General features: G+C 68.0%; 26 protein-coding genes. 11 read left to right on the forward strand and 15 right to left on the reverse strand.

Annotated features, from left to right (window positions below; translation table 11 throughout):
* Positions 1–347 precede the first annotated feature (347 nt).
* Positions 348–527 carry a hypothetical protein gene (locus AC0IY1_RS20595; protein ID WP_103712346.1) on the forward strand — a complete coding sequence of 60 codons (180 nt, stop codon included), beginning with the start codon at positions 348–350 and terminating at the stop codon, positions 525–527.
* 405 nt (positions 528–932) lie between these two features.
* Positions 933–1955, forward strand: coding sequence for a helix-turn-helix domain-containing protein (locus AC0IY1_RS20600; protein WP_471771977.1), 1023 nt, complete (start codon positions 933–935; stop codon positions 1953–1955).
* 38 nt (positions 1956–1993) lie between these two features.
* Here the strand turns inward: AC0IY1_RS20600 and AC0IY1_RS20605 are convergent, their stop codons facing one another.
* Both AC0IY1_RS20605 and AC0IY1_RS20610 read right to left on the reverse strand, forming a co-directional pair.
* Positions 1994–2449, reverse strand: coding sequence for a Ros/MucR family transcriptional regulator (locus AC0IY1_RS20605; protein ID WP_471771979.1), 456 nt, complete (start codon positions 2447–2449; stop codon positions 1994–1996).
* Positions 2450–3019: 570 nt separating this feature from the next.
* Positions 3020–3934: a LysR substrate-binding domain-containing protein gene (locus AC0IY1_RS20610; protein WP_471771981.1), complete on the reverse strand. Its 915-nt coding sequence runs from the start codon at positions 3932–3934 to the stop codon at positions 3020–3022.
* Positions 3935–4034: 100 nt separating this feature from the next.
* On the opposite strand from AC0IY1_RS20610, the gene AC0IY1_RS20615 reads away from it, so the two are divergent.
* The 5 genes from AC0IY1_RS20615 to AC0IY1_RS20635 all read left to right on the forward strand — a co-directional run bounded on the left by AC0IY1_RS20615 (position 4035) and on the right by AC0IY1_RS20635 (position 7925).
* On the forward strand, positions 4035–5213 hold the full coding sequence (locus tag AC0IY1_RS20615) for a DSD1 family PLP-dependent enzyme (protein WP_471771984.1): 1179 nt from the start codon (positions 4035–4037) through the stop codon (positions 5211–5213).
* Between the two features lie 11 nt (positions 5214–5224).
* Positions 5225–5617 carry a RidA family protein gene (locus AC0IY1_RS20620; protein WP_103712350.1) on the forward strand — a complete coding sequence of 131 codons (393 nt, stop codon included), beginning with the start codon at positions 5225–5227 and terminating at the stop codon, positions 5615–5617.
* 57 nt (positions 5618–5674) lie between these two features.
* The gene (locus AC0IY1_RS20625; protein ID WP_471771987.1) at positions 5675–6310 is read left to right on the forward strand and encodes an HAD-IA family hydrolase; all 636 of its coding nucleotides are present in this window, start codon (positions 5675–5677) and stop codon (positions 6308–6310) included.
* 330 nt (positions 6311–6640) lie between these two features.
* The gene (locus tag AC0IY1_RS20630) at positions 6641–7510 is read left to right on the forward strand and encodes an outer membrane protein (RefSeq protein WP_471771989.1); all 870 of its coding nucleotides are present in this window, start codon (positions 6641–6643) and stop codon (positions 7508–7510) included.
* 205 nt (positions 7511–7715) lie between these two features.
* A complete protein-coding gene (locus AC0IY1_RS20635) occupies positions 7716–7925 on the forward strand; it encodes a hypothetical protein (RefSeq protein ID WP_471771992.1) in 210 nt (69 codons plus the stop codon).
* Between the two features lie 59 nt (positions 7926–7984).
* Here the strand turns inward: AC0IY1_RS20635 and AC0IY1_RS20640 are convergent, their stop codons facing one another.
* From AC0IY1_RS20640 to AC0IY1_RS20675, 8 genes are all read right to left on the reverse strand, one after another.
* Entirely contained in the window at positions 7985–8170 is a 186-nt protein-coding gene (locus AC0IY1_RS20640) for a hypothetical protein (RefSeq protein ID WP_471771995.1), read from the reverse strand.
* A 40-nt stretch (positions 8171–8210) separates the two neighbouring features.
* The gene (locus AC0IY1_RS20645; protein ID WP_103710690.1) at positions 8211–8750 is read right to left on the reverse strand and encodes a DUF2059 domain-containing protein; all 540 of its coding nucleotides are present in this window, start codon (positions 8748–8750) and stop codon (positions 8211–8213) included.
* A 72-nt stretch (positions 8751–8822) separates the two neighbouring features.
* The gene (locus AC0IY1_RS20650; RefSeq protein ID WP_471771999.1) at positions 8823–9083 is read right to left on the reverse strand and encodes a hypothetical protein; all 261 of its coding nucleotides are present in this window, start codon (positions 9081–9083) and stop codon (positions 8823–8825) included.
* Positions 9084–9390: 307 nt separating this feature from the next.
* On the reverse strand, positions 9391–9843 hold the full coding sequence (locus AC0IY1_RS20655) for a BLUF domain-containing protein (protein WP_055948072.1): 453 nt from the start codon (positions 9841–9843) through the stop codon (positions 9391–9393).
* 167 nt (positions 9844–10010) lie between these two features.
* Positions 10011–10667, reverse strand: coding sequence for an SOS response-associated peptidase (locus tag AC0IY1_RS20660; RefSeq protein WP_471772002.1), 657 nt, complete (start codon positions 10665–10667; stop codon positions 10011–10013).
* Between the two features lie 3 nt (positions 10668–10670).
* Positions 10671–10979 carry a hypothetical protein gene (locus AC0IY1_RS20665; RefSeq protein ID WP_244477186.1) on the reverse strand — a complete coding sequence of 103 codons (309 nt, stop codon included), beginning with the start codon at positions 10977–10979 and terminating at the stop codon, positions 10671–10673.
* The gene (locus AC0IY1_RS20670) at positions 10939–11148 is read right to left on the reverse strand and encodes a hypothetical protein (RefSeq protein WP_471772005.1); all 210 of its coding nucleotides are present in this window, start codon (positions 11146–11148) and stop codon (positions 10939–10941) included. Before AC0IY1_RS20670 ends, AC0IY1_RS20665 begins: the two co-directional genes overlap by 41 nt.
* A gap of 143 nt (positions 11149–11291) precedes the next feature.
* Entirely contained in the window at positions 11292–11990 is a 699-nt protein-coding gene (locus AC0IY1_RS20675) for a glutamine amidotransferase-related protein (RefSeq protein ID WP_471772007.1), read from the reverse strand.
* A 367-nt stretch (positions 11991–12357) separates the two neighbouring features.
* On the opposite strand from AC0IY1_RS20675, the gene AC0IY1_RS20680 reads away from it, so the two are divergent.
* On the forward strand, positions 12358–14010 hold the full coding sequence (locus AC0IY1_RS20680; RefSeq protein ID WP_471772009.1) for a sensor histidine kinase: 1653 nt from the start codon (positions 12358–12360) through the stop codon (positions 14008–14010).
* 112 nt (positions 14011–14122) lie between these two features.
* On the forward strand, positions 14123–14524 hold the full coding sequence (locus AC0IY1_RS20685) for a response regulator (protein ID WP_471772012.1): 402 nt from the start codon (positions 14123–14125) through the stop codon (positions 14522–14524).
* 435 nt (positions 14525–14959) lie between these two features.
* Here AC0IY1_RS20685 and AC0IY1_RS20690 read toward each other — a convergent pair whose 3' ends face one another.
* The 3 genes from AC0IY1_RS20690 to AC0IY1_RS20700 form a co-directional block, all read right to left on the reverse strand.
* Entirely contained in the window at positions 14960–16789 is a 1830-nt protein-coding gene (locus AC0IY1_RS20690) for a glycosyltransferase 61 family protein (protein ID WP_471772015.1), read from the reverse strand.
* 308 nt (positions 16790–17097) lie between these two features.
* Positions 17098–18474, reverse strand: a complete 1377-nt coding sequence (gene eat, locus AC0IY1_RS20695; protein ID WP_471772017.1) for an ethanolamine permease — start codon at positions 18472–18474, stop codon at positions 17098–17100.
* Positions 18475–18620: 146 nt separating this feature from the next.
* Entirely contained in the window at positions 18621–19805 is a 1185-nt protein-coding gene (locus tag AC0IY1_RS20700) for a ceramide glucosyltransferase (RefSeq protein WP_471772019.1), read from the reverse strand.
* Between the two features lie 176 nt (positions 19806–19981).
* Here AC0IY1_RS20700 and AC0IY1_RS20705 point away from each other — a divergent pair, with 176 nt between their 5' ends.
* Together AC0IY1_RS20705 and AC0IY1_RS20710 are read left to right on the forward strand one after the other, a co-directional pair.
* Positions 19982–20929 (forward strand): NAD(P)/FAD-dependent oxidoreductase, encoded by a 948-nt coding sequence (locus AC0IY1_RS20705; RefSeq protein WP_471772021.1) that lies wholly within the window; start codon positions 19982–19984, stop codon positions 20927–20929.
* A 52-nt stretch (positions 20930–20981) separates the two neighbouring features.
* Positions 20982–21884 (forward strand): histone deacetylase family protein, encoded by a 903-nt coding sequence (locus AC0IY1_RS20710; protein WP_471772023.1) that lies wholly within the window; start codon positions 20982–20984, stop codon positions 21882–21884.
* A 41-nt stretch (positions 21885–21925) separates the two neighbouring features.
* Here AC0IY1_RS20710 and AC0IY1_RS20715 read toward each other — a convergent pair whose 3' ends face one another.
* Both AC0IY1_RS20715 and AC0IY1_RS20720 read right to left on the reverse strand, forming a co-directional pair.
* Entirely contained in the window at positions 21926–24916 is a 2991-nt protein-coding gene (locus AC0IY1_RS20715) for a PAS domain-containing protein (RefSeq protein ID WP_471772025.1), read from the reverse strand.
* A 473-nt stretch (positions 24917–25389) separates the two neighbouring features.
* Positions 25390–25962, reverse strand: a complete 573-nt coding sequence (locus AC0IY1_RS20720) for a TetR/AcrR family transcriptional regulator (protein ID WP_055948107.1) — start codon at positions 25960–25962, stop codon at positions 25390–25392.
* Positions 25963–25989 lie beyond the last annotated feature (27 nt).

Consider the following 25989-nt stretch of genomic DNA (forward strand, 5'->3'; position numbering starts at 1 on the left):
CGGGGCGTCATGGTTACGGTTGCGGGGCTGGTATGCAAAGCGCCGCAACACCCAGGGGCACTTCCCGGCGGGCCGTGCGTGGATCGACCCCCACCCTGGTTCGCGCGATGATCATCGGCTCCGCACCGATGGCTGGGCCAGACAGCGCATCGTCCCCGGAAGACGAGGCCCGGGCGGTTGGCGCGGTGCGGCGCTGAGCGCTTGGCCGCCCATCGAACCCGTGGTGTGGCGAATGAGTGATTGCGGCCAAGCTTTGTTGTGGCCAGGGTCCCGCGCCGTCCGCCCCGTGGCGGGCGACCGTGATGTGAGGTGCCGTGACAAGCGATAAGCCGTGCACTGCCGATGCGATGCTCGTCCTCGAACTCGCAACGGAGAACGCCCTGTTGCGGGCGCAGCTCGCGGAGGCGCAGGACCAGTGCGTCGAGCTGGCGGTCGACGCCGGCGATCTGCATGCCGAGATCGAGGCGCTGCGTGCGGAGCTGGAGACCCTGCGGGCCAACGCCGCCAAGTGGCAGCGCGTGGCGTAGCGGAAGCGTGAGGGCGTAGGGCGGCGAGCCCCGGAACCTCTTCCTGCTCGAACGCGCAGGCCTGTGTTCTTCCCGCTTGTGGCGTGCCCGGGTCGCGGGAGCCCACTGAAGGCGTCGCAGCGCGGTGCCGCCGAGGTTCAATCTGACGCAAGCTAAAGGCCAACCCGGTCTGGCCACCTGCTGGAGCCGAGGTACGGTTCGATGGCCGCAGTAAGCCTCGGACGAGGCCGTGCTCTTTCGACTCCCAGTGCTCGGATTTCTCGTGTGCCAAACCTTGGTCGGCAACTCGTCCGGGATTGGACAAAGTCCCGTCATTCCCAAGGGATTTGAACGCAAAGGCGTGACTGTTCGGCTACGCTCTCTTAGGGCTGAAACACCTCGAAGATCCTCGGTTTTGCGGACCGCATGACCATCGTTCCGACCCTGAACTTCAACACCGACCATCTCTCTCCGGCTCACGCCTTTGCGGCATGGCGGGATCTGATGGCGCCGATCATTCGGGTCGAGCAGTGCGAGGGGGCCGGGCCACCGCGCGGCAATCTCTCCTGCACGATGCTCGGCGACATCCTCGCCAGCCGGATGGTCTTCACCCCGCAACACATGATCCGGGACCGTCGGCACGCAGCGGTGACGCCGGATCACCTGACCTTCATGCTCTACGTCTCGGGAGGGCTGACAGGCGAGATCGCAGGCTGCGCGGTGATGCAGCAGCGGAACAGGGTGATGGCCGCCGATATGGGCCGAGAACTCGATGCGCGCGGGGCTCGGTCCAGCGCGATCGGGCTGACCGTCCCTCGCCGGCTCCTGGCTGATGTCGATCTGAGGCGCATTCCGATGTTCTTCGATCAGGAGCGCAACAGATTGCTGCTCGCGCGCCTTCACGCGCTGTATCGCCATCTTCCCGCGACACGCATCGCCGACGCGGATGAGGTCGCGGCCGAGCTGACCGGGTTCGTGCGTCGCTTGCTCGACGGCTCCACTGCGTCGGACGTTCTGCAAGGGAGCGAGCTCGACGCAGGGGTCGTGGAAATGGCTGAGCGCCTGATTGAGCTGCATCTCCCCTCATCCAGCCTCTCACCCGGATGGCTTGCCGAACGCCTGGGGACGTCACGGACGTCGCTGTATCGGGCCTTCGAGCGGACTGGCGGGGTCATGCGCCTCGTTTGGGAGAAGCGGTTGGAGGCGATCCGGTCGGCGCTCGCGGATCCGCTCGAAACCCGCTCGATCACCCGCCTGGCGAGCGAGCACGGGTTCAAAACTTTGGCGCATCTCAGCCGTGAATTCCGGAACCGCTACGGCGTGGCGCCTCGCGAGTGGCGCCACGCCCGGATTGATCGGTCCGCTCTGACGTTCGAAAAATCACCTGCGATGGCGCACGATTGGTACGAGCGACTTGGTCAGCGGTCAGGCCCACGACGGATCGCATGACCAAGGATCCTTCGCAGGCCGCTGCCAATCCCCTGCAATCATGCCGCCTTGTGTCGACCCTTCGCGCTGGGCTGCTCGTCATCGCTCCGGTCGGCGATGCGGCCGAGGCCGATGGATTTCGCCAGCGCTGATCGACGTGCGGCGTATTCCGAAGCGACCATCGGGTAGTCGGCCGGCAGGCCGAAACGAGCCCGATAGTTGAACGGGTCCAAGCCATGGGTGTTGAGATGGCGCTTCAGCGTCTTGTAGGTCTTGCCGTCCAAGAAGCTGACGATGCCCTCTGGTGTCACCGACTTCCGGATCTGCGCCGCCGTGGGCTTTTCGACCTCGATCTCGGATGCGGTTGCAGCCGTGACGTTGGCGAGGCCGTTGAGGGCCCCGTGGACGTTCCGGATCAGGTCCGGCAGATCTGAGGGACGGACGGGATTGTTCGATACAAACGCCGACACAATGTCGGTAGTTAACTCGACAAAATCAATTTGTTGATCGTCCATGTCAGTAATAATGCTACTTTCGCGTTTTGCACCCCTGCAACATGTGCATCGTCGATCCTTGGGCAGCAATCAAGCGTCGATCAGCAAATCAAGGATATTACATTCCTAGCGTGCATCCAACAAATAGATTGCACGAGCAGATCGTTTCCATGATCGAAATCTGTGCGATCCGCGTGGCCTCACTGAGGATCGCTTCCTCGGGTGACGACGCGACGGCATCGGGCGTTGCGACGGTGCGGTCGTCCTGGCTGAGCGGATGCGGCCGCTTCGTGCGCCGTGGATCATTCGGGCGTTCGGCGCGCCTGACGGGGGCGTCGGCGCCAGCCTCGATCGTCCGTCACGCGCCTGATCAGGACGATTCGGTTGCCTCCGAAGGTGGAACGCGCGATTCCGGCGCCCGCTGCGAGAGGGCGCGCGAAGAGTGCGCGTAATCGGAGCCATGTCTCTGGATCGGAGGCCCAACCTGATCATCACGGTGGCGATCCGTTAGGGATCTATAGCTGGCGACGTCCAGCTGGTATCTTGGATGAACACACCGATACCGCCCCGGTTCGGCGAGGCGGGATCGGTTCAGCGCCAAGGCACGGGCTCCAGTGAACGCTGCAGTGCATCGAGGAAGCGTCCGGTTCGCGCCGCACGCGCTTGGCGACGCGCGCCGAGCAGAGCCACGACCGGCGCCGCGGGCAGCCTGTAACTCTCCAGAAGCCGAACCAGCCGACCCGCCCGGACATCGTCGACCAGGTCCCATTCGGAGCGCACGATGATCCCGCACCCCGCCAGGGCCCAACGGCGCACGACTTCGCCGTCATTGCTGGCCAGATCGGGCTCGATTCGGATGCGCTCCTCAGCGGCGCTCGCCGATTGGAAGCGCCACAGGGTCACGTCCTCATCGTTCTCGCGCAAGGCGATGCAGGCATGTGCGCGCAGCGCGCCCGGTGTCTCCGGCACCCCGCGACGGCTCAGGTAGCTCGGAGCCGCGCAGGCCCAGCGCGCGTTCGGGGCGAGGTTGCGCATGATGAGACCCGGGGCCGTGTTCTCTCGGTCGCCGACGTGGATCGCCAGGTCCCAGCTGCTGCTGCCCGGTGCCCCTCCCAGGCGGTCGGATAAGACGAGGTCGATCTTCAGTTCCGAATGCTCCGCCTGGAAGGCTGCGACCACCGGCGCCACGTAGCGGCGGCCGAACCCGAGCGGTGCGACGATGCGCAGATGGCCCCGAACCGCGCCGCGGCGCTCGGCAAGTGCGTCGTCGATCTCGCTGAGGCCTTCCAGGACTTGGCGTCCGCGTCCTGCGAGCAACTCGCCCTCGTCGGTCAGCGTCAGGTGCCGCCCCGAGCGATCGACGAGATGGACGCGAAGCCGGGCCTCCAGGGCACGAAGCCGCTGGGTCACCGCCGGCGGAGAGACGTTCAGGTCGCGCGCGGCCGCCGCCAGGGACGATGCCCTGGCGATGGCCGCAAAGAAGCGAAGGTCATCGGTCGTCAGCATTCAGGCCGAACTTAATCCGAAATGCAGCGGGCGTTAATGGCGGTCGGCCATCGTCCGTGCTCTGTGTGGTCTCGCACCTGCGTAGGAGGCAAGCCCATCGATGCCGGACGTCACGTTCCGCCAGACGCCCCCCGTCAAGCACGGGACGGCCTTGGACCAGCTCGAGACACCCTGCCTGCTGCTCGACGAGGCAAAGCTGCGCGCCAACGTTGAGAACCTGCGCGCGCGCCTGGCGCGGCTCGGCGTCACGTTCCGCCCCCATCTTAAGACCGCCAAATCCCTCGACGTCGGCCGTATCGCCATGACGGCTCCGCACGGCCCCGCCATGGTCTCCACCCTGCGTGAAGCGGAGTACTTCGCCGAAGGGGGCGTGCGTGATCTGGTCTACGGCGTCGGCATCGCGCCGGCCAAGCTCGATCGCGTCTCGGCCATCCGCGCCCAGGGGGCCGATCTCGCCCTCATCCTCGACAGCCTGGAGCAGGCCGAGGCCGTCGCCGCCCATGCCCGATCCCTCGGCGACGCGCTTCCCGTCCTGATCGAGGTGGATGCGGACGGCCACCGCTCCGGCGTGGCCCCGGCCGACGCAGATTTGCTCGTCGAAATCGGCCGGCGCCTGGTGGCCGGGGGTGCGGGCTTGCGAGGTGTCCTGCTTCATGCGGGTGACAGCTACGCGCTGCATGATCCGGCGGCTTTGACCGCAGCGGCCGAGGCCGAGCGCATGGCGGCCGTGACGGCGGCCGAGACCCTGCGCGCGGCGGGGCTGCCCTGTCCGGTCGTCAGTGTCGGCTCGACCCCGACCGCCCGCTCCGCGCGGGACCTGACGGGTGTCACCGAGGTTCGCGCCGGGGTCTTCATGTTCGGCGACCTGTACCAGGCCGGCATCGGCTCGGTGGATCCAGCCGATATCGCCCTCTCGGTGCTCGCCACGGTGATCGGCCACCAGCGGTCCAAGGGCTGGATCATCACGGATGCCGGCTGGATGGCGCTGTCGCGCGACCGCGGGACGGCCAAGCAGGCCGTGGACCAAGGGTACGGTGTCGTCTGCGACCTCGCAGGCCGGCCTTACCCGGACCTCATCGTCGCCGACGCCAACCAGGAGCACGGCATCATCGCCGTGCGGCGCGGATCCGAGGCCACGCTCCCCGATCTGCCGATCGGGGCACGGCTGCGCGTCCTGCCGAACCATGCCTGCGCCACGGGCGCCCAGCACGACCGTTACCACGTCCTCGACGGAACCGGCCGCGTCTCGGCGGTCTGGCCCCGCATCAATGGTTGGTAGGAACCCGCATCATGACCGATCCCATCGCACGCATCGCTTCGTCCGCCGTATCGGCGCCGGCCGGGCACTACGTTCATGCGACTGCGTGGCGTGATCTGGTGTTCGTCTCGGGACAGCTCGCCGCCCGCCCGGACGGGACGCATACGGCCGATCAACCCTTCGACGTGCAGGTTCGGCAAGCTCTCGCCAACGTCCTCGCCATCCTGGGCGAGGCGGGATGCGGACCGCAGGATGCCCTGCGGGTCACGGCCTATATCGTCGGCGTCGAGAACTGGCCCGCTTTCAACCGGATCTACGCCGAGGTTTTCGGGGAGGCGAAGCCGGCCCGCACCGTCGTGCCGGTGCCGGAACTCCACCACGGCTATCTCGTGGAGATCGAGGCGATCGCCGCCCGGACCACGTGAGGGCAGCGTCCCGCACGAATGCCTTCTCGAAGCACGGCAACGACTTGGAGACCCGCGATGCCAGAGCAGCGCCATGATGCCGTCCTGTTCGATCTGCTGACCGCCCTCCTGGACAGTTGGTCGCTCTGGAATTCCGTGGCCGGAAGCGAGGACTTAGGCCGGCGCTGGCGCGCCGAGTACCTGCGGATCACCTATCGTACGGGGCGCTACCGGCCTTACGAAGACCTCGTTGCCCAAGCCGCGGGGATGGTCGGACTGCCGGGCGGCGCGACGGCCGAGCTCGCCGAACGCTACGCCGAACTAAGACCCTGGCCGGGCGTGGTGCAGACCCTGCGGGACCTCTCGGACAAGTCCATACCGCTCGGGATCGTGACGAATTGCTCCGAACGCCTGGGACGGATCGCGGCCGACTGCGTCGGGGTCCCTTTCACCACGGTGGTGACGTCCGAGCGGGCGGGATTCTACAAACCCGATCCTCACCCCTATCGCCTTGCCCTGAACGAACTCTCCGTCGATGCGTCCCGCTGCCTGTTCGTTGCCGGCTCGGCCTACGATCTCGTTGGGACGGCTGCGGTCGGGTTGCCGACCTACTGGCACGATCGCGTCGGGATGGCGGCCCCCGAGGGCGCACCGCCGCCGCTGGTGCACGCGGCCTCGCTGGATCACCTGACGCCGCTGGCCCGAGGCCGGTGATGCCGGCGGCAGCCCCGAACGACCCGCCGGCCGACGCGCGAACCGGCGCCACACACCGACCGAACCTCATTCGCACGTCAGATCACGGATCGACCGCCTGCGGCGTCTCGCCTCGTGGAATGTTTTTCGGGAACCGAACAGGTGAATGGGCGTTAGAGCGATCGCAAATAACATGGTAAGTAAAACCCTAACGCAGTCTTAGACCATCTGGCGCTTCATCAATCTGATCTGGGTGTTGCGCATCTGCACTAGTCGCCAAGTCTGCCCTGTCGCTAAGGTGTCTTCACACCGCACCGAGAGTGCGCGGCAGATTTCACCGGCAGACCCACCATGATCAAGACCCTCTTCCTCGCCAGCGCCGCCACGGCCCTTCTCGCCGGCGCCGCCTCCGCCGCCGACCTTCCGCGCCGCGCGGCGCCCCCGGTGTTCGTGCCGGTGCCGGTGTTCACCTGGACCGGCTTCTACGCTGGTTTCAACGCCGGTTACGGCTTCGACGCTTCCAGCAACAGCCAGCCGACCGTCATCGGCGTCAACGGCGCCAGCACTCTGGTCCTGCCGGGCACCACGGCCGCCATCGCCTTCAGCAACGGCCAGAGCAACGACGGCTTCGTCGGCGGTGGCCAGGTCGGCTACAACTACCAGTTCACCCCGGGCTCGGGCGTGGTCGTCGGTATCGAAGCCGACGCCCAGTACGTCGACTTCGGTCGTGAGCGGAACCGCTTCTCGGCCACCGGCCCCCTGGCCGCCCAGCAGGTCTTCAACCCGGCCGGCGTCTCGGGCCTCGACTACTTCGGCACCGTCCGCGGTCGCCTCGGCTACGCCTTCGACCGCACCCTCGTGTACGGCACCGGCGGCTTCGCCTACGGTTCGGGCGGCGGTCGCGACTTCGGTCTGACCAACTCCAGCCGCGACGACTTCCAGACCGGCTGGGCTGCCGGCGGCGGTATCGAGTACGCGCTCCCCACCGACTCGTTCCTGAACTTCTTCCGCTCCTCGGCCGTGACGCTGAAGATCGAAGGTCTGTACGTGAACCTCGACCAGGGCAACCGCAACAACGGCGCCTTCGCGGTCAACAACATCGGCAACGTCGTCACCACCACCAGCCCGGGCGTCGTCCTGGTCAGCGGCGGCCGTCAGGTGCGCGACACCGAGTTCGCCGTCGTCCGCGCCGGCCTGAACTACAAGTTCGGCTCCTACTAGGATCGACGGGACTTTTCGGTTCGGCCTGAGCGTCCCCAGCCCCGATCACCTGGCCGCTTTCGTCGCAACGCGCCTCGAGGAGACATCCTCGGGGCGCTTTCGTTTCGAGGCACCGTCAGATCTCGCGGTGCGGACGGAGACCCGGAACCGTCCGGGTCGCGCCTGTTAGGGTTCCGCTAACCGCGACCGTCGCACGCTCGGCGGCATGACCAAGCGCGCGATGAAGAAGACCGGCCGGCTGATCCTGTGGCTCTCCGCTCTCGGTGTGGGCGGGTTCGTCGGCGGGCGGCTCGTCGATGCGAACCGGACGGGTCAGCCGATCGTCGCGGCGTCAGAACGCGTCGCGCCGGAAACGACCGGCTCGGTCGACCAGAGGGCGATGCGCTGGTGCGGTGCTGCGCCCTGGTGCCATTGAGGCCCCGTCGCCGCAGAGCGAAGGCGCGTTGCTGAAACGGCTCCTGGGCGCGCGGGTCGCTACAAGCCCTTGTCGGCCTTCTCCTTGGCGAGTCGAAGGGCCTTGAGCCGCGCCGTCTTGTCCTCGGTGGCCTGCTGGGTCGCGTCGTATTCGGCCCGGGCCTCACCCCCGGCGCGAGCCCGTTCCAGATGTTTGGCGGCCTTCGTCTCGCGACGATCCTGGGCGCCGCTGTCATCGCGCGTCATGAAATTGTTCCTCCTCGATCCCGACGGCGGGCTTTGCGGATCAGCGCGCCTTCGGCTGACCGCTCGTGGTCCAGCCATGCGCCTGGATCGCCTTGGCCAGCTTGCCCTGCAACTCGGGCATCACGGACTGCATCCACTGCTGAGTGCCGGCCAATTGGGCCTGGGCGAGTTGCGGCTGCGCCGTGACCAGGCGCTTGCCGGCCGGCGTCGCGTAGAACGCCGCGATCGCCTGGAGGTCGTCCTTCCCGAGCGCCGCGGCAAAGCTGCGCGCCTGGATGTCGAGAAGCTCGTCGTAATGCGCCGACAGGGTCGGCATCACGACCTCCTGCACGAGCGCCTGTGCCTGGTCCTGCTGCTTGACCCCGATCTGCTGCATCATTCCGACCATGGGGGCCGCGATCGCGTTCAGGAGGGCGTTTCGATCGCCCTGCATCTGCATGACCACTTCGCGGGCCGCCTTCAGGGTGGCCGGGTCGGAGACCGGGGCCGGTGTTGCGGGGGAGGGCGCAGGTTGTGCCATCGCTGCGCAAGGCAGGGCGAGACCGAGGCAGAGGCTGGCGAGCAGTCGAGAGTGGCGCATGGCTGTTCCGATCACGGGCATCGCGCAATTCAAATCTGCGCGGCGGGTGTGCACTGCTCGTACACGTCCGTGTCAGATCTGTCCCGGCTGACAGCCGTAGGGTGGGGCGGCGCGAGGAAATCGATCCCTGATGCGCTCGCAGCCCCAGGTCCGAAGCGATGCGGGCAGGCGACGGTTCACCTCGATGCCCACCTCGTCGTAGGGCGTGGCGCCGGCCGTCACGTAAGCGTACCAGCGCCAGCCGATGGTCCCGAAGCCGGCGACGAGGATCCCGCAGGCCACCGTCAGGGCCAGGGCCAATCGCGACTGAGGGCGCTGCGCTTCACCTGCCATGCCAAACTCCGATTGCTGGATTGAACCCTCCCTAGCCTGCCGGATGCACGGAAGTCGACGCCGCGGCGCACTGGCGGCGGTGGCACGCTGACGGCCGCACGACGGGCCAGCGCCGCTGCCGTGTCCGGCGAACGCACCTGCCGATCGTGCTGGACCGCACATCCGCGCTCGGAATTTGGGGCCATCACACGGGTGGTCGCCGTCTTGCCCCCCCTTCGGCGACCACGACGAACGGCGCAGCGGCTTTCAGGCCCTGCGCCGTTTGCATGTTCGAGGAAACGATCGGTCGACGGCCGGGTGCCGGCGTCTAGCTGGCGAGACGCTGCGCCTGACGCTTGGCGGCATCGAAGGCCTGGAGATCCAGGGCGAGGTTGATGATCTGGGAGCTCTTCAGGCGTGTCGGCTCGATGGCGCTGCCGATGCCGTGCTGCAGGTAGACCTCTTCCACCTCGGGCGTCCGCATGGCGCCGCCCATGGTCCAGTTGGGGAAGGAGCGGCTCGGACTGTTGCGCGCATCCATGATGGTCGCCGTCGTATGGCGTGGATCACGGGCGATACGGGTGTAGGTCGCGCTCACCTGCGCCTGCTCGCCCTCCAGGATCTGGATGAACCAGGTCTTGTCGAAGATCAGGAACCCGGTGATCCCGTCCCGGCTGTTGTTGCGCTGTGAGGCGGCGACGATCTCCCGCAAATTCGTGAGCATCGCCCGGTCGTTGCCGAGGACGACGTTGCGGCTGTAATAAACAAGCTGGTGGATCATCGCAGTTTTTGCTTCTGCCATCAGGCGTTGCGTGAGTAGATCTTCGTCACTCACGACCAGATGGCTCGATAACGCGGCCAAGCGCAGATCGTTTTTGGTGCGATCTGCTTGTTTGTTGGCTCAGTTAATCAAACGAAAAGCCGCGACGCTTCATGTCGTCCGGTGCCTTATTCCGATGGGTCTTTCCGGGCCCCCGTCGCCACGATCCGCATCATCGCGTCCGGCAAGGGACGCTGAAGCTCCAGCGCGATCTCGGTGGGAGCCGCGAGCCAGGTGCTCCACTCCTCCGGCGTCGTCAGCAAGACCGGCATGGCCTTCGGGTGGACCGGGCCGACGACGCCGTTGGCCTCGCAGGTCAGGAACGAGAACAGCCGGTGGTCCTCCTCCGCCCGATCGGGATTCTCGGCCTTGGTGCCGCGCACGCCCGTCCAGGGACGCCAGATCCCCGCGAAGGCAAACAACGCCCGGTCCTCATCAAGCGCGAACCAGGTCGGTGTCTTCTTCGGCTTGGTGTCGGCATACTCGCTGAACGAAGAGACCGGCACGAGGCAGCGGTATTCCGGCTTCAGCCAGGGCCGCCAGTGCGGGCTCTTCACGTTGCGCACGTTGGTGACCGGGTGCTCGCCGAACTGCTTCGGGCCCGGGATGCCCCAGCGGAACATCTCCAGGACACGCGTGCCGTCCTGGGCCACGCGGACGATCGGGGCGCGCTGGTCGGGGAAGATACCCGGCAGCGGCGGCAGGTTGCCGGCGCGATCCACCGAGACGTCGAAGGCGGCGCGGATCTCCGCCTGGGGCGTGACCAGGCTGTAGAGGTTGCACATGACTCAGGTCCTTGACGGCAGTCCTGCGGGTGTCGGGCCACCCGTCGTGTCGAGCTTGGCCCGGCAGGTCATGCCGTAGACATTGGGCGTCCGGCTTCCGACCTCGCGCTGGAACCGGCAGGTTTGCGTCAGAGCCAGGTACACGTCCAGCATCGAGGCATGCGGCCCGAAACGCTGGCGCAGCCGCTCGACGCCGTAGGACCCGCTCCGGCCACAGGGACGACACGCGACGACGATGCGTTCGCCCCGGACATCGCACAGGCGCTCCATGTCAGGTGCCCTGACCGGGAACGGCACCACGAACGTAGCCATAGGAGATCCGCCGCTCGGCCACCGCCAGCTTCGTCTCCAGGCTCAGGATGTCCTCGATGGCCTGCAGCAGGGCTCGGCGTGCGTCGCCACCCACCGCTTCCTCGTAGGCCAGGGCGATCAACTCGGCCTCGCTCATGGCTGCGATCTCGGCGATCTGTGCTGCGGTCATCGGCCTTGTCCCTATCCAGTACAAAGCAGGAACATTCTCGCGGAGCCGGGGTCAAACCCTTTGTGGATGACCTGTGCAGAGCGGGGACAGGCCGTGGAATTCCCTTGCTAGGGGCAGCGTCACGCTGGGGTTCGACAAACCTGTCAAGCGGGATCGCCGAGGAATCGTCGAATCCATCGGCCGACGCGCGCGCTGTCGTCGGGGGCATCGAGGGAAGCCAGGGCCCGGGTGCGGACGGTCTCGTCGAGGTCGCCCGGACGGTGGCCCGCGATCAGGGCACGGGCATAGTCGGTCGTGAATTCCGGATGGAACTGGACGGAGAGGGCGCGCCGGTCGACATAGGCGAGGATGCCGTGGGGCGTGAAGGCGCTGCCCGCCAGGGTTCGGCTGCCCGGCGGCGCCGAGACCACCTGATCCTGGTGGATGGCCGGAACGGAGACCCGGGCCTGTCCATCCATCCAGTCGGCCGCCCGATGGATGTCGTAGCTGTGCAGCCCGATCCCCCAGCCTTTCGGTGATTTCTCGACCCGTCCGCCGAAGGCCGCTGCCATGACCTGATGCCCGAAGCAGAGGCCGACGAGCGGCTTTGTTGGATCGAGATCGCGCAGGTAGGCGATCAGTGTTCCGATCCAGGGCAGGGGATCGTAGGCGCCGGCCGGCGAACCCGTCACGAGGGTGGCGTCGAAGGCGTCGGGATCGACGGGCCAGTCGTCCTGGTTCACCCGGAACACCGAGACGTCGTGGCCGGGGCACAGCCTTTCGGCCGTCATCCGCCCGTAGCCCGGGTATCGGCCGGCGAGCCGGTCGGGGGGTGTGCCCGCTTCGAGTATCGCGATCTTCATGGATGGGCGTTGGAAAGCCGGCGGGGAACTCCTGATACCAGAGCCCCGCACGCTCGGCCCGGCATTTCCCGCGCGACTCACGTCCGCGGTGATTCGCGTTTCAGCCACTGGACGGCCGGCGAAGGTGCTTGCGTCTTGCGGAATAATCTGTCGGACAGGCGGTCCGACGCGCGGAATAACCTGTCGGACAGGCGGTCCGACGCAGGTGCCGGTTTCGCACGCGCCTACGTTGTGCGACAGTCCCGGCCTGTGCCCAGGTGGACCTCACCCATCGGTGCGATTAAGCGGTGCCATCGCGCCAACAAGGGCTAAGTGACTTCACGCGAAACGGAGGATACAACGGCTGACCGCCGGGAACGTTCCCTTCATGAGCTATCATCTCGATCAGGGTATCAGACCGGATACATCCGATCCGCAGCGGCTTGCTGAGCTTGCCGCGCTCGACATCCTCGACACGGCTCCGGAGCAGGCGTTCGATGACGTCGTTCAACTCGCCCGGCTGCTGTGTGGATCGCCCGTCGCCCTGATCAGCCTGGTCGACAGCGACCGGCAATGGTTCAAGGCACGCGTCGGCTTTCCGCGATGCGAGACGGATCTGAATTCCTCCGTCTGCGTCTACGCCCTGAGCGAGCCCGACCTCCTCGTGATCCCCAACCTGATGGCGGATCCCCGCACCTGTCGGAATCTCCTCGTCACGGGAGACCCGCATATCCGCTTCTACGCCGGCGCCCCGCTGCGGATGCCCAGCGGCCGCGTGCTCGGCAGCCTGTGCGTGCTCGACCACCAGCCGCGCCCGGGTGGCCTGACGGAGGATCAGGCGGACGGTCTCCGGCGCCTGGCGCGTCAGGTGACGACCCTGATCAACGAGCGTCGGCAGATCGCCCTGGTGAAGGCCGAGGAGATCTATGCCCGCGCGGCCTCGCTCCGGCGCGCCGCGCTGATCGAACTCGGCGACTTCCTGCGGAACGAGGCCTCGATTCCGGCGATGACGCACCGGGCGGCGGAGATCGTCGGCCGAACCCTGGACGCCAGCCGCACCGGATACGGCGAACTCGACGCGGCCGGCGAGCACATCACCATCCATCGCGATTGGACCACCGTCGGCTCGGACAGCCTCGTCGGGCGCCATCGGTTCATGGACCACGAGACCCTCGGCCCCTGCCTCTCGCGGGGGGAAACCCTCGTGGTCGACGCCGTGGCCGAGGATCCGCGCACCGTGGAGACGGCCGCCCTCCTCTCCCGGATCAATGTCGCCGCGATGCTCAACGTCCCGGTGCGAGAGCGGGGTCGCAGCGTCGGCCTGTTCTTCGTGCACAGCGCGGCACCGCGCCCGTGGCGGCACGAGGAGGTCGCCTTCGTCCGCAACGTCGCGGATCGCGTCCAGGTGGGCATCGCGCGCCTGCGGGCCGAGGAGCAGCAGGCGGTGCTCAATCGCGAGATCAGCCATCGCATGAAGAACATGCTGGCCATGGTCCAGGCGATCGCCACCCAGACCCTGCGCAGCGCACCCGACCTCGAGACCGCGCAGGACGTGCTGGCCGACCGCCTGATCGCGATGAGCAAGGCCCACGACCTGCTCCTCAGCGGGACCCGCGAGAGCGCCAGCATCGAGGCGATCATCCGCGCGGCTCTCGAGATCCACGACGATGCCCGGTCGGAGCGGCTGCACCTGGCCGGTCCCTTCGTCCAGGTCGGCTCCCGGGCCGCCCTCTCCCTGGCCTTGATGGTCCACGAATTGGCGACGAACGCGGCCAAGTACGGGGCGCTGTCTCGATCCGAGGGGTCGGTTGCGGTGATCTGGACCATCGAGACCGAGGGACCCGAACCGATGCTGTCCCTGTGCTGGACCGAGCGTGGCGGCCCCGCGGTGGCCACCCCGACGCGCCGGGGCTTCGGAAGCCGCCTGATCGAGCGGGGCCTCGCCGGCGCCGTGGGCGGGGCGGTGCGTACCGTCTACGCGCCCACTGGCCTCGTCTGTACCCTGGCCGCACCCCTGCGCGGGATTGAAGCGGAGGAGTAAGGCGCGTAGGGTCCGCCGGCTTGGAGCGCTGGACGTGAGGGTCGCTTGGGGCAGGTGGCGGCAAAAGAGCCGCCAGGCCGGACCTTTTCTCGCCAGCGAAGCATTGAGGTTCATGACCTACCCGACCTCCTCCAAAGGCTCTCACGCTCTCGTGGTGGAGGATGACGGCCTGATCCGCATGGATGCGGTCGATATTCTCGAGCGGGCCGGCTACGCGACCCTCGAGGCTCAGACCGCCGATCAGGCCCTGGACCTGCTGCGCCGCTGCCATCAGAATGTGTCCGTCCTGTTCACGGATGTGCGGATGCCCGGCACGCAGGACGGCTTCTCCCTGGCGCGCGAGACCGCGCGGACCTATCCCCACATCGCCATCCTGGTCTCGTCGGGCATCACCCGCCCGGTCCTCGGCGACATGCCGGATCAGGCCCATTTCATCGAGAAGCCCTTCAGCGCCCGCATCGTCAAACGCCATCTGCAGCAGATGATCGACGAGAACGGGGTAAAGGTTCAGTAGATCGGGGATCGGATCCGGGTCCGGCTGCTTGTGGGGGCGTTCCCGCAGGTCTGGTGGAGTTCTCCGCCCCCGCTAGCCACCCTCGATGCGCTGAACGCTCCGCCAGCGTGGCGACCCGCGACGACTCCCGGTCGGATTTCGACCTCGCAGCGCCGATCGTGGAGCGGCCTGCCGGCCATCAAGGCCGCGGTCGCCAGCCCCTTCGCGGCAAGGATCGCGGGCGCCACCCGCACGGAACAGCACGAGAACGATCGCGAAGCGCACCGGATTGGAGACCACCAGACCCGCGCGGTGGCGTGGTAGGGGCGTTCGGGTCGAATTCGAACGCCGAGAGGCGTGGAGGTTCGCGTGCCCCCGCCGCCACCGGTGTCGGCCGAGGCGCACCCGATGACGGGCCGGCCGCAGAGAGTCCGCCAAGCCTTTCCGGATCGGGGGCTATCTCCGCAGGGCTGCCGCCAGGGATCCGGGCGAATGGTATGCCGTGGTGGGCGTGACATCCACTTCCTGCATGAATTTGGCGACCGTCATCGTGGCAAGATCCATCGCCAGCATGTCGTTGACGATCGAATCGTAGCGATCATTGAGGAGCGTCGAGGTTGGATCCAGGCGTGAGATCAGCACAAGTCCCGTGGGTGCGGAATCCAAGCAGAGGATGTTGAGATCTGTCCGGTGACGCTTGAGCGCGAGAACCGTCCTCCAGACGTCGCCGGTCCACCAGCCGCCCCTGTGCGGTGCGATCGGCGGTGTTCCGTTCTGGGTTCGATCCGTCATGGGTATCTCGACCGGAATGCAGTCGTGAAGGGCGATGACACCGAACGGCGCCGAATGTCGTTCCGCGTTCATGAAGTCGCGGAGCAGAAACTCGCAGTGATGCATCCCATCGAGGAACGTGAAATCGAGGGCGGATCCCAGCAACGCCTCCGGTGTATAATCCCGGAAGAATGTATCGCTCTCCAGTTGATAGAACAGACACACAGATTTTTCGCCGATCACTTCCGAGGTGATCTGGAATTTGGGATCGATCGCAATGGATGGGGATCGCGAGAGCGCCAGTGTTCCTCCGGTCAGCGTGCCGATTTCCAGATAGGCTGCGGGGCTCAGTTCGTGATGAAGCTTGGTTAATGTGTCCCGATAGCTTTCTCCGGCGAGATCGGGCAAGCAATTGGCATTGTAAATCATAGCTGAACCCGTGAGCGAGTTGTCTGCAAAGGCGTGTCCGGGAATTTTGTTGCGCGTCGGGAGGCTGGAAATTTCCAAAAGCTCTCGGGCGAACCGGTTTATATCTCTGATCTTCCGGGAGCAGATATAGCCAGAAATCTCGATATTCTCAATATTATCGAACGGATAGAGATATCTCGTGTCTGAGGCGTTGAGTTTGTCGAGTATCAGGAAGTTTGTATTGATGAATTTATCCAGGGTTATACAAGTTATCCGAGGTCTTTGCCGCGAAAGGATATGGTTGTGAAATGCCGACCCGGCGAAACCAAAAATATTCTGGCGATTCGAAAATAGATCGATCTGTTGCGGAAGGGTAAGTTGTTCCGGGTAAACGATATCGAATCCGAACGAGACCAGAACCTCTTCCAGTTCGGCCTCGTTGGCGATATGGGCGACGCTATTGATACCCATGCGGGATTTGGAGAGCCAGACCGGTCGGGGCTCGCTCCCCAAGGGAGCACCCTTTCCCAGGGCGTCCCCGATCCGGCGCATGGGGGGAAGAAATGCCTCGTGGGCGAGTTTCTGTTCGAGGAATGCAGGAGCGGGGATCGTCAGATTCCGGAAGCGGACCTCGTTCGTTGGCGCCACGAACCGCTCCGGCTTCAAGCCCAGTGCGGACGTGAGAACGCCCATGTACCCGCGAAAATGGTCGTGAATCGCGTGGTCGGAGTGGCAGAGCAGAGGCCGATCGACGTTGTCCGGCTGCGCCGCGAACCACGCTCTCGCGAGGCTGCCGACGAGAAAATGGCCGTAGTGCGGGATCAAGGCCCCGAAATAAATGTGCTCGGCCTGTTCGACATCGAGGCTCCGACCGCTCAAGTCGCGTGCAGGGCTTTGGCCGATCAATTGCAGTTCTGGGCCGCGCCGGTAGGATGCCTCAAGTATGAGACTGCCATCCGTCGTATAAACGCCCCAAGACGGATCACCGGCGAAAAAGACATCTCGCGAGAAGGGCGCATATGCACAATCAACGTTGTTTAAGACAGCGGGGTTTTCCGGCTTCACTTCCACTTCGCCGAAATATGCCAAAGAGGATAAAAAGGGCATCTGGCATCCGCCGCGGGTGTTTGATCTGACTAGACAGCGTCTAGCAGCAAAATGTCAACTGCGATCGCGGACCGAAGCGAGGATAGCCTTCAGGGTATCTGGTAATGCGGTGCGCGCGTTACTGTTACCCCACGTCCCTCAGGGCCTTCACAGGCTGGCGCCCCGGAACGGGTTGGCTCCCTCGATTTTCGCTTCTTCTGGAGGAAGGGTGTCGGGTGACGCTCCGGGGCCTGGACTGGCGGCCCTGGCCGAGGCGTCCCCGAGGGGCCGAAGTCCTGGTGGCGAGCGGGCTGGCGTTTCCTTCGCCCTCACGGGACTGGATCGGAGATAGGCTGCACGGCCACCGGGTCCGGGGTCGCCAGCGCCTTCGCCGCGAGCACGGCCAACCCCATCAGGACGAGGAAGATCGCGAAGATCACCGGGTTGTAGACGACCAGGGCGACGAAGCAGATCGCCGCCATGACGAGTGCGAAGGCGGGCGCCGCCGGGTAGAGGGGCGCGCGATAGGGACGGACGAGGCCCGGCTCGATCCGGCGCAGCCGGAACAGGCTCGCCAGGCTCATCCCGTACATCACCAGGGCGCCGAACACCGCCATGGTGACGATGCTGGCCGTGAGCGACTGGCCCGCGAGGGTCACGAGGTTGTCGCTGTAGATCGCCGCGATCCCGACGACGCCCCCGGCGAGGGTGGCGATGTGCGGCGTGCGGAAGCGCGGGTGCAATCGGGCGAGCCCGCGGGGCAGGAAGCCAGCGCGGGCCAGGGCGTAGATCTGGCGCGAATAGCCCATCATGATGCCGTGGAACGAGGCGACGAGGCCGAACAGGCCGAGCCAGACCAGCATGTGCAGCCAGCCGCTGGATTCGCCCACCACGCCCTTCATCGCCTGGGGCAGGGGATCGTTGAGATTGCTGAGGATCCGCCAATCGCCCGCGCCGCCGGCGAAAATCATCACGCCGAAGGCCAGGGCCGTCAGGGTCAGCACGCCCGTGATGTAGGCGATGGGGATGGTGCGCCTGGGGTCCTTGGCCTCCTCGGCGGCCATCGCCACGCCCTCGATGGCGAGGAAGAACCAGATCGCGAACGGGATCGCGGCGAACATGCCGCCGATCGCCGGCAGGCCGAACCGGTCCGCGCCGGCCCAGCCGTTGGCGGCGAAGTTCGACCAGGCGAAGGCCGGGGCGACGACGCCCATGAAGACCAGGAGTTCCGCCACCGCCAGGATCGTCACGAACAGCTCGAAGGTCGCGGCGATCTGCACCCCGACGATGTTGAGGGTCATGAAGACGAGGTAGGCGCCCAGGGCCGCGTGCTTCGGATCGAGGCCGGGGAACTGCACGTTCAGATAGGCCCCGATCGCCAGGGCGATGGCGGGCGGGGCGAACACGAACTCGATCAGCGTGGCGTAGCCGGCGATGCAGCCGCCCACCGGCCCGAAGGCGCGCCGGCTGTAGGCGAAGGGCCCGCCGGCCTGCGGGATCGCCGTGGTGAGTTCGGTGAAGCTGAAGATGAAGGCGACGTACATCGCCGCCACGGCCATGGTGGTGATGAGGAAGCCCAGGGTCCCGGCGGTGGCCCAGCCGTAGCTCCAGCCGAAATACTCGCCCGAGATGACGAGCCCGACCGCGATGCCCCAGAGGTGGAAGGCGTTCAGGCCCTTGTGAAGTCCGTTCGTCTCGGTCTGCAACGCCCAGGCTCCGTCCGCTCGCCCGCCGTGGGCAGAGTGCCTCAAGCAAGAGCGCTGCCGTCCAGAAGCGCTGCCGTCCAAGACCGCCTGTGTCCAGGAGCGCTGCGGGCTCATCCCCCCGGGGCGGAGGGCCCACACCGGCGCGCTCAGGCGGCGCTGGCGCGGGCCCGCAGGCGACGCCAGGGGCTGCGGCCGGACGGCTCGGACGCCTTCGTCCGGATGTCCATCGGATTGCCGCGCCAGACGATGGCGCCCCGCATCCAGGCGCTGACCCACAGGGCGGGCACCAGGGTGTCGCGGATCAGGAAGGCGAGGAGAAGCCGGGGCTGACGGTACCAGCGCGCCCGGGCGGCCAGGCCGATTTCGGCCCCGTACCACAGGGCGGCGAGCCCGAGGAGGAGGCCGGCCAATGCCGGAGAGGGCGCGGCCGCGAGGGCGAGGGCGAAGGGCAGGAGCGGTCCGCAGCCGATCTCGGGGGCGAAGAACAGCGGGAAGGTGACCCGGCGCAGGCGGGCCCAGCGCAGCTGCCGGGACCAGACCTCCGCGAGGGTGCGCTGTCCGAGGGGCTGGTCGAAGGGGGCGGCCACGAGGTGGACCTGCGCGCCTGCCGCCCGCACGAGCTTTGTCGCCGCCGCATCCTCGGCGATCTCGGCCGCCAGGGCCCGGATACCGCCGCGGGCCTCCAGGAAGGGCTTGTGCCAGAGCATGCTCTTGCCCTGGGCGAAGCCGAGGCCGAGGGCCTCGCCGGTATATTGCCAGCGCGCCTGCAGGGTGTTGAGGAAGGCGCATTCCACCGCGGCGAACAGGCCGGTCGGGCGGGCCCCGATCGGTGTCGAGCAGACGAGACCGGTGTTCGGGCGCCACGCCGCCTGCAGCTGCTGCAGGTAATCCGGCGGCATCGCGACGTTCGAGTCGGCGAGCACCACCCAGTCGTGGCGGGCCGCCTCCCAGCCACGGACGCAATTGTTGAGCTTCGGGTTGTCGCTGATCCGCTCGTCGCCGACGATCAGGCGGGCCGGCACCCGCGGATGCGCCGCCATCAGGCGCTCCAGCAGCGGCACGATGGGGTCGGCCCCGTGCGCCACGCAGAAGATCAGCTCGTAGTCCGGATAGGCGAGATGGAAGCCGCGCGTCAGCAGCTCCTCGCTGAAGGCCTCGACGCCGCAGACCGGCCGCACCAGGGAGAGGGGGGCAGCTTCGGGAAACACCGACGCGCCGTTGCGCCGGCCGATCCGCAGGGCCGCCACCGCGATGCCGGCGAGGTTGATGAGGGTCAGGGCGACGCAGAGCCAGAGGGCGACCGCAGCGCCCGGCTCCGACAGCTCCCGCATCGCCTGATCCCACATCCGCGACGTCTCCCGTCCGCGAAGCCCCGACATCGCAGCCCGGCGCGGGCTGGACACCGCGTCGCGTCCCGGACTGCACAGCGCCCCTAACAGCCGTGCTGCTTCAGTCGTATGACAATCTCGGATCACGAGGGGGGACACGGGTGACGGGACCGGCGCAAATGGCGATACCGACACAAGTGGCGATCGTGGGGGCCGGGATGGCGGGGGCCAGCGCGGCACGCTGTCTCCACGAGGCCGGGTTCTCCGTCGCGGTGTTCGACAAGGGCCGGCAGCCGGGCGGCCGCATGGCGAACCGCCGCGACCGCGAGAGCGGGCTGAGTTTCGACCACGGCGCGCAGGTGATGCGGGCGCACGGCCCCGCTTTTCGTGCCCGCCTGGCCGACTGGGAAGCCCGTGGCCTCGTCGCGCCCTACGAGGCGCCCGGCCGCGTCACCGCCGTACCCGACATGACCGCGCCCGTGCGCGATCTCCTCGCAGGCCTCGACGTGCAGGTCGCCCGCACCGTCACCGCCCTGGCGCGGGCCGACCGGGGCTGGCGTCTGACGCTGGCGGAGGCCGGCGAGGACCGGCATTTCGACGCGGTCGTCCTGACGCTGCCGGGCCCGCAGGCCCGGCGCCTCCTCGCCGCCAGCGGCCTCGCATTGCCCGGGGTTGCGCGGGCCACCTACGCGCCGTGCTGGTCGCTGATGCTGACCTGCGGGCGGGACCTGCCCTTCGCGGGCGACGTCCTGCGCCCCGCGGATGGACCGGTCGCCGCGCTGTTCCGCGAGGGTGCGAAGCCGGGGCGCCCGACGGCGCCCGCCGCCTACACCGTCCATGCCACGCCCGACTGGTCGAAGACGCATCTCGAAGACACCCCGGAGGCCGTGCGGGCCGCCTTGCTCGCCGCCGTCGCCGACCTCTTCGGCGGACCCATCGCCTCCCTGCAGGCCCGCGCCCATCGCTGGCGCTACGCCCTCGTGGAGGAGACCTGCGGCGCATCCTGCCTCTACGATCCGGTCCAGCGTCTCGGCTATGCCGGCGACGGCTGCCTCGGGCCGCGCATCGAGGCCGCCCATGACAGCGGGCTCGCCCTGGCGGACCGGCTGATCGCGGATCTCGCATGAGCCCGTCACGATGAGCCCGTCACGATGAGCCTGCAACGATGAGCCTGTTACGATGAGCCTGCCCATCGTCTTCCACCCGGCCTACGAAGCGACCCTGCCGGAGGGCCATCGCTTCCCGATGCGCAAGTACGGGCGCCTGGCCGAGCTCCTGGCGGAACGGGGATTGGTCCCGGGCGGCTTCGCGCGGCCGGAGCCGGCCGGGGCCGACCTCCTCGTCGCCGCCCACGAGCGCGCCTACGTGGAGGCCGTGCTCGCCCTGGACGTCTCCCGCGAGATCGAGCGCAATATCGGCCTGCCCGTGGGCGCCTCGGTGGTGGCCCGTTCCTGCGCCTCGGTGGGCGGCACCCTGCTGGCGGCCCGCCTCGCCCTGACGCACGGCCTCGCGGGCAGCACCGCCGGGGGCAGTCACCATGCCCGGCGCGAGACCGGCGCCGGCTTCTGCATCTTCAACGACGTGGCGGTGGCCGCCCGGACCCTGCACGCCGAGGGCAGCATCGCCCGGGCCCTGGTGGTGGATTGCGACGTCCACCAGGGCGACGGCACCGCCGATTGCCTCGGCGGGACGCCCGACCTGTTCACCCTCTCGATCCATGCCGAGAAGAACTATCCGACGCGCAAGATCGCCGGCGACCGCGATGTCGGCCTGCCCGACGGCGTAAACGATGCCGGCTATCTCGCGGTGCTCGAGGCCTATGTCGGGCCGCTGCTCGATGCCCTGCGCCCCGACATCGTGTTCTACAATGCCGGCGTCGACCCGCATCGCGACGACCGCCTCGGCCGTCTCGACCTCACCGATGCGGGCCTGCTGGCGCGTGACCGCTTCGTCGTCGGCGAGGCGCATCGGCGGGGCATCCCCTTCGTCGGGGTGATCGGCGGTGGCTACGCCACCGACATCGATGTGCTCGCGGCCCGTCACGCCCTGGTCTTCGAAGCCATGGCCGAACGGGCGGCCTGAGCGGGCACGACTTCGGTCGTCGCGGCGCGGCGCCGGCGACCTCAGGTGTCCGACGGTACCGCGTGGCGGGCGACGATCCGATTGATCGTCCGGCCCAGCTGCTCGGCGGAATAGGGCTTGTGCAGGAGTTCGAAGCCGTGGGCGTCCTCCTGCGCCAGGATGTGACTGTAGCCGGAGGCGAGCAGCACCGGCAGCTTCGGACGGCGCCGCTTCAGTTCCTGCGCCAGGGCGACACCGCCCATGCCGGGCATGACCACGTCCGAGACCACGATGTCGAAGGGGGTGGTGTCGCGCTCGACTTCCGCCAGCGCGCTCTCGGCATCGGTATGCCAGGTCGGCAGGTAACCGAAATCCTCCAGGATCTGGCGCGCGAAGCGGCCGACCTCCAGGTTGTCCTCGACGAGGAGGACGCGCAGGCCGTCCCCCGAGACGGCCGGGTGCTCGGCGGTCACGGGGGCCGGGGCCGGAATCTGGTCGGCCGCCACCGCGGGCAGATAGAGCGTGAAGGTGGTTCCGGCCCCGACCGCGCTCCGCACCGCGATGTCGCCGCCGGACTGCTTGGCGAAGCCGAAGACCTGGGACAGCCCGAGCCCGGTGCCCTTGCCGACGCCCTTGGTGGTGAAGAACGGCTCGAAGATCCGGTCGAGATGCTCCGGCGGGATCCCGCTGCCGGTGTCGGTGAGGGAGATCGCGGCGAACCGGCTCGCGCTGCCGCCGTGATTGCGCAGGGGCGGCAGCGGCGCGCCGCATTCGAGCCGGATGGTCAGGGTGCCCCGCTCCGCCATCGCGTCCCGGGCATTGACGGCCATGTTGATCAGCGCGGTCTCGAACTGGCTGAGATCCGCACGGATGTGACAGGTCTCGTCGGGCAAGGCGGTGACGACCTGGATGCAGGCGCCCGTCACCGTCTCGAGGAGCTCGGCGACGGCGACCAGCCGCGCCCGGACCTCGAACACCTCGGGCTTGAGTGCCTGGCGCCGCGCGAAGGCGAGCAGCTGGCCGGTCAGCTTGGCGGCCCGGTCGACGGTCTCGGAGACCGCGTCGAGGTAGCGGCTCTTGCGCGCCTCGGGCAGGTCCGGCCGGCGCAGGAAGTCGACCGAGGAGCGGATGATGGTGAGGAGGTTGTTGAAGTCGTGCGCGACCCCGCCGGTGAGCTGGCCGACCGCTTCCATCTTCTGCGCCTGCCGCAGGGCCTCGTGGGTCTGCTCCAGCTCCGCCGTCCGTCCCGCCACGCGCTCCTCGAGGGTCGCGTTCAGCTCGCGCAGGGCCGCCTCGGCCTCCGCCTGCGCGTAGGCCGACCAGGTCCGCGCCGCGACCTCCATGGTCAGCCGCACCTCCGCATCGGTCCAGTGCCGCGGTTCGGCGGAATGCACGTAGAACAGGCCACCGAGGGAGAGGCTTCCGCCCTCCTGCCCCCGCATCATCGGCGCCACGATCAGGGCCCGCGTGCCGATGCTGTCCCAGGTGGCCTGGAACGCGGCCTCCGCCGTGCGCGGATCCGTCCGGCAATCCGACACCACGAGGGTCCGGCCCCGGCGCAGCTCCGCGATCAGGGTCGGGCCGAAGGCGTCCAGCACCCGGGTCTCGCCGGCGAGCGACCGCATGCGCCCGTCGCACCAGTCGCGCTCGACGGAGATCACTTCGCCCCCATTCAGGAGGTGCCCGTAGCCCGCCCGCCCGACGCCCAGATAGGCGCCGAGGCTGGCCGCGGCGATCATCTTGAGCTCCAGGGGCGTGCCCGCCGTCCGCAGGCGGTCCGCGAGGGCGATCTGGAAGCGCAGGTGACCCTCGGCGGACTTGCGCGCCGTGATGTCGATGGCGGTCCCGAGGGCCCGGACGCAGCGCCCGCTTCCGTCGAAGACGCCACGGCCCTTGGCGGCGACCCAGCGCATCAGGCCGTCATTGCGGCCGATGGTGCGGTATTCCACGTCGTAAGTCGCCCGCACGGCGGGATCGAGGGCCGAGGCGAAGGCGGCCCGGGTGGCTGCCAGGTCCTCCGGGTGCAGCCCGGCATGGAAGTCGTCCATCGTCACCGCGGCCTCCGGCCCGAGGCCGAACATCGCCTTGGTCCGGTCAGACCAGATCAGCGTGTCGCCGATCGGGTCGAGGTCCCATGTGCCGATCTCCGCCGCCTCGGTGGCCAGCCGCAGCTGCTCCTCCTGTCGCTGGAGCCGCATCTCGGCCTGCTTGCGGTCGTGGATGTCCTCGACCACGCCGTACCAGCGCAGGATCGAGCCGTCCTCGGCCCGGCGCGGAAAGGCCCGGGCGCGCATCCAGCGATACTGCCCCGTCGCCAGGCGGATGCGATAGTCGACGTCCACGGGCTCGCCCGAGGCGAGGCAGGTGCCGAACACGGCCAGGGCCTGCGGCAGGTCCTCGGGGTGGACCGCCCGGGTCCAGCCGTCGCCCAGGGGGTCGCCGGGCGCCTGCCCCGTCAGCGTCAACCAGCGCGTCGCGTAGGAGGTGATGTTGCCGGCGGCATCGCAGGTCCAGGGAACCTGCGGGTTCAGCTCGACCGCGTGGCGGTAATGGTCCTCGCTCTCGCGCAGGGCCGCCTCGCCGCGCACGCGGTCCGTGGTTTCCGCGGTGATGCAGAACAATCCGTTGATCGCGCCCGCGTCGTCGTAGACGGGCGAGTAGGTGAAGGACCACCAGCTCTCCTCGGCCCGGCCCGTCCGTGCCAGGTCGAGCTTCATGTCGGTGAGGGTGCGCGTCTCGCCCGCGAGCGTGGCGTCGACCAGGGGGCCGATATCCTCCCAGATGCTGTCCCAGACCTCGCGGAACGGGCGGCCGAGGGCCTGCGGCAGCCGGTAGCCGAGGATCGGCCGATAGGCATCGTTGTAGAAGCAGAGCAGCTCGGGACCCCAGGCCAGGAACATCGGCTGGGGGCAGGCCAGCATCAGCGCCAGGGTGTTGCGAAGGGCCGGCGGCCAGCGCTCCGGCGGACCGAGCGTCGTTCCCGACCAGTCGTGGGCACGGATCTCGGCGCCGGTGGCGCTGCCCGCGTCGAGGAACCCCAGGGAGAAAGTCACGCGGCGCGCATCCGGGAGCGCGCGCTTCGGTCCGAGATCGGCCCTCCGGCGCCCGGCTCGCGAGGCTCCGGCGTGGCGATCGTCCGCACCGCGAGCCGACGCAGCCTAGCCTCGGAAGCCGGCCTCTCGGAAGTTCGGGCATGCGACGGGGTCGTTCCGGATGGCATCCGCAAGACATAGCGCTGCCGCGCCGGGTCGTACAGCGATCCTCCATCGCCGAACAGAACAGATCCCGGGAATCCCAACTAGATCCTGCCGGCCAGACTTTTGCCCGGCCGGGACCCGCGAGGGTTGAGCGGGGGCTGGAAAGTATCGGCCGGGAAGCCGGTCGGTGAATTTTCGTTGACCATCTTGGAAATCACAGCGTGCCCAGGGCGCCGCGGCGAAACTCGTCTGCATCAATACGCGGCGGTGGCCTGTGTCGGCTTTCGCTCATCAGTGTCCGAAAGCGGACGCGCGGGTCGCTTGCGACCTCAGGCCCGAACCGGCTTCGGCAGGCTCTGGGCCGTGTTCTCCATGGCGTCGAACAGCTTTTCCAGCTCCGCGCCCTCGAGGCAGTGGAAGCCCAGGGTCCGGGTGAGCAGCAGCCCCAGGGTGGCGAAGGTCAGCATCGCTCCGGCGCCCGGGCAGCAGGCCACGTCCTCCATCTGGGCGAGGCGCTGCTTCAGGAAGGCGTTGAAGCCCGCGAAGGCCTCGGGATTTTCCGCCGAGGCCAGCAGGAGCGCGCGGGGAAACCCGTCCTCGTCGGCATAGACCTGACGCGCATGCGCGATCAGGGCGAGGGGGAGGGCGGCCGGGCCCGGACCCTGCTCCGCCTCGTGGGCCGCCACGCTCTCGCGGATCTCCCGCAGCTTGCGCTCGGCCAGCGCCGAGATCAGCGCGTCCTTCGAGGCGTAGTGATGCAGCACGCCGCCCTTGCTGAGCGAGGCCTCGGCCGCCACCGCATCGATGGTGAGCGTTCGGGTGCCCATGCGCCGGATCAGGCGTTCGGCGGCATCCAGGATGACCACCGGTCTGTCTTCGCGGCGGGTGCGCGCCTTCATCATCGACAATCCGGCCGGTTCACCGGCGGT

The sequence above is a fragment of the Methylobacterium sp. AC690 genome (assembly GCF_979256535.1).

Coding starts and splice junctions, on each gene's coding strand:
- AC0IY1_RS20595 (WP_103712346.1), top strand. CDS start 348: ATGCTCGTCCTCGAACTCGCAACGGAGAACGCCCTGTTGCGGGCGCAG.
- AC0IY1_RS20600 (WP_471771977.1), top strand. CDS start 933: ATGACCATCGTTCCGACCCTGAACTTCAACACCGACCATCTCTCTCCG.
- AC0IY1_RS20605 (WP_471771979.1), bottom strand. CDS start 2,449: ATGGACGATCAACAAATTGATTTTGTCGAGTTAACTACCGACATTGTG.
- AC0IY1_RS20610 (WP_471771981.1), bottom strand. CDS start 3,934: ATGCTGACGACCGATGACCTTCGCTTCTTTGCGGCCATCGCCAGGGCA.
- AC0IY1_RS20615 (WP_471771984.1), top strand. CDS start 4,035: ATGCCGGACGTCACGTTCCGCCAGACGCCCCCCGTCAAGCACGGGACG.
- AC0IY1_RS20620 (WP_103712350.1), top strand. CDS start 5,225: ATGACCGATCCCATCGCACGCATCGCTTCGTCCGCCGTATCGGCGCCG.
- AC0IY1_RS20625 (WP_471771987.1), top strand. CDS start 5,675: ATGCCAGAGCAGCGCCATGATGCCGTCCTGTTCGATCTGCTGACCGCC.
- AC0IY1_RS20630 (WP_471771989.1), top strand. CDS start 6,641: ATGATCAAGACCCTCTTCCTCGCCAGCGCCGCCACGGCCCTTCTCGCC.
- AC0IY1_RS20635 (WP_471771992.1), top strand. CDS start 7,716: ATGACCAAGCGCGCGATGAAGAAGACCGGCCGGCTGATCCTGTGGCTC.
- AC0IY1_RS20640 (WP_471771995.1), bottom strand. CDS start 8,170: ATGACGCGCGATGACAGCGGCGCCCAGGATCGTCGCGAGACGAAGGCC.
- AC0IY1_RS20645 (WP_103710690.1), bottom strand. CDS start 8,750: ATGCGCCACTCTCGACTGCTCGCCAGCCTCTGCCTCGGTCTCGCCCTG.
- AC0IY1_RS20650 (WP_471771999.1), bottom strand. CDS start 9,083: ATGGCAGGTGAAGCGCAGCGCCCTCAGTCGCGATTGGCCCTGGCCCTG.
- AC0IY1_RS20655 (WP_055948072.1), bottom strand. CDS start 9,843: ATGATCCACCAGCTTGTTTATTACAGCCGCAACGTCGTCCTCGGCAAC.
- AC0IY1_RS20660 (WP_471772002.1), bottom strand. CDS start 10,667: ATGTGCAACCTCTACAGCCTGGTCACGCCCCAGGCGGAGATCCGCGCC.
- AC0IY1_RS20665 (WP_244477186.1), bottom strand. CDS start 10,979: ATGGCTACGTTCGTGGTGCCGTTCCCGGTCAGGGCACCTGACATGGAG.
- AC0IY1_RS20670 (WP_471772005.1), bottom strand. CDS start 11,148: ATGACCGCAGCACAGATCGCCGAGATCGCAGCCATGAGCGAGGCCGAG.
- AC0IY1_RS20675 (WP_471772007.1), bottom strand. CDS start 11,990: ATGAAGATCGCGATACTCGAAGCGGGCACACCCCCCGACCGGCTCGCC.
- AC0IY1_RS20680 (WP_471772009.1), top strand. CDS start 12,358: ATGAGCTATCATCTCGATCAGGGTATCAGACCGGATACATCCGATCCG.
- AC0IY1_RS20685 (WP_471772012.1), top strand. CDS start 14,123: ATGACCTACCCGACCTCCTCCAAAGGCTCTCACGCTCTCGTGGTGGAG.
- AC0IY1_RS20690 (WP_471772015.1), bottom strand. CDS start 16,789: ATGCCCTTTTTATCCTCTTTGGCATATTTCGGCGAAGTGGAAGTGAAG.
- AC0IY1_RS20700 (WP_471772019.1), bottom strand. CDS start 19,805: ATGCGGGAGCTGTCGGAGCCGGGCGCTGCGGTCGCCCTCTGGCTCTGC.
- AC0IY1_RS20705 (WP_471772021.1), top strand. CDS start 19,982: ATGGCGATACCGACACAAGTGGCGATCGTGGGGGCCGGGATGGCGGGG.
- AC0IY1_RS20710 (WP_471772023.1), top strand. CDS start 20,982: ATGAGCCTGCCCATCGTCTTCCACCCGGCCTACGAAGCGACCCTGCCG.
- AC0IY1_RS20720 (WP_055948107.1), bottom strand. CDS start 25,962: ATGATGAAGGCGCGCACCCGCCGCGAAGACAGACCGGTGGTCATCCTG.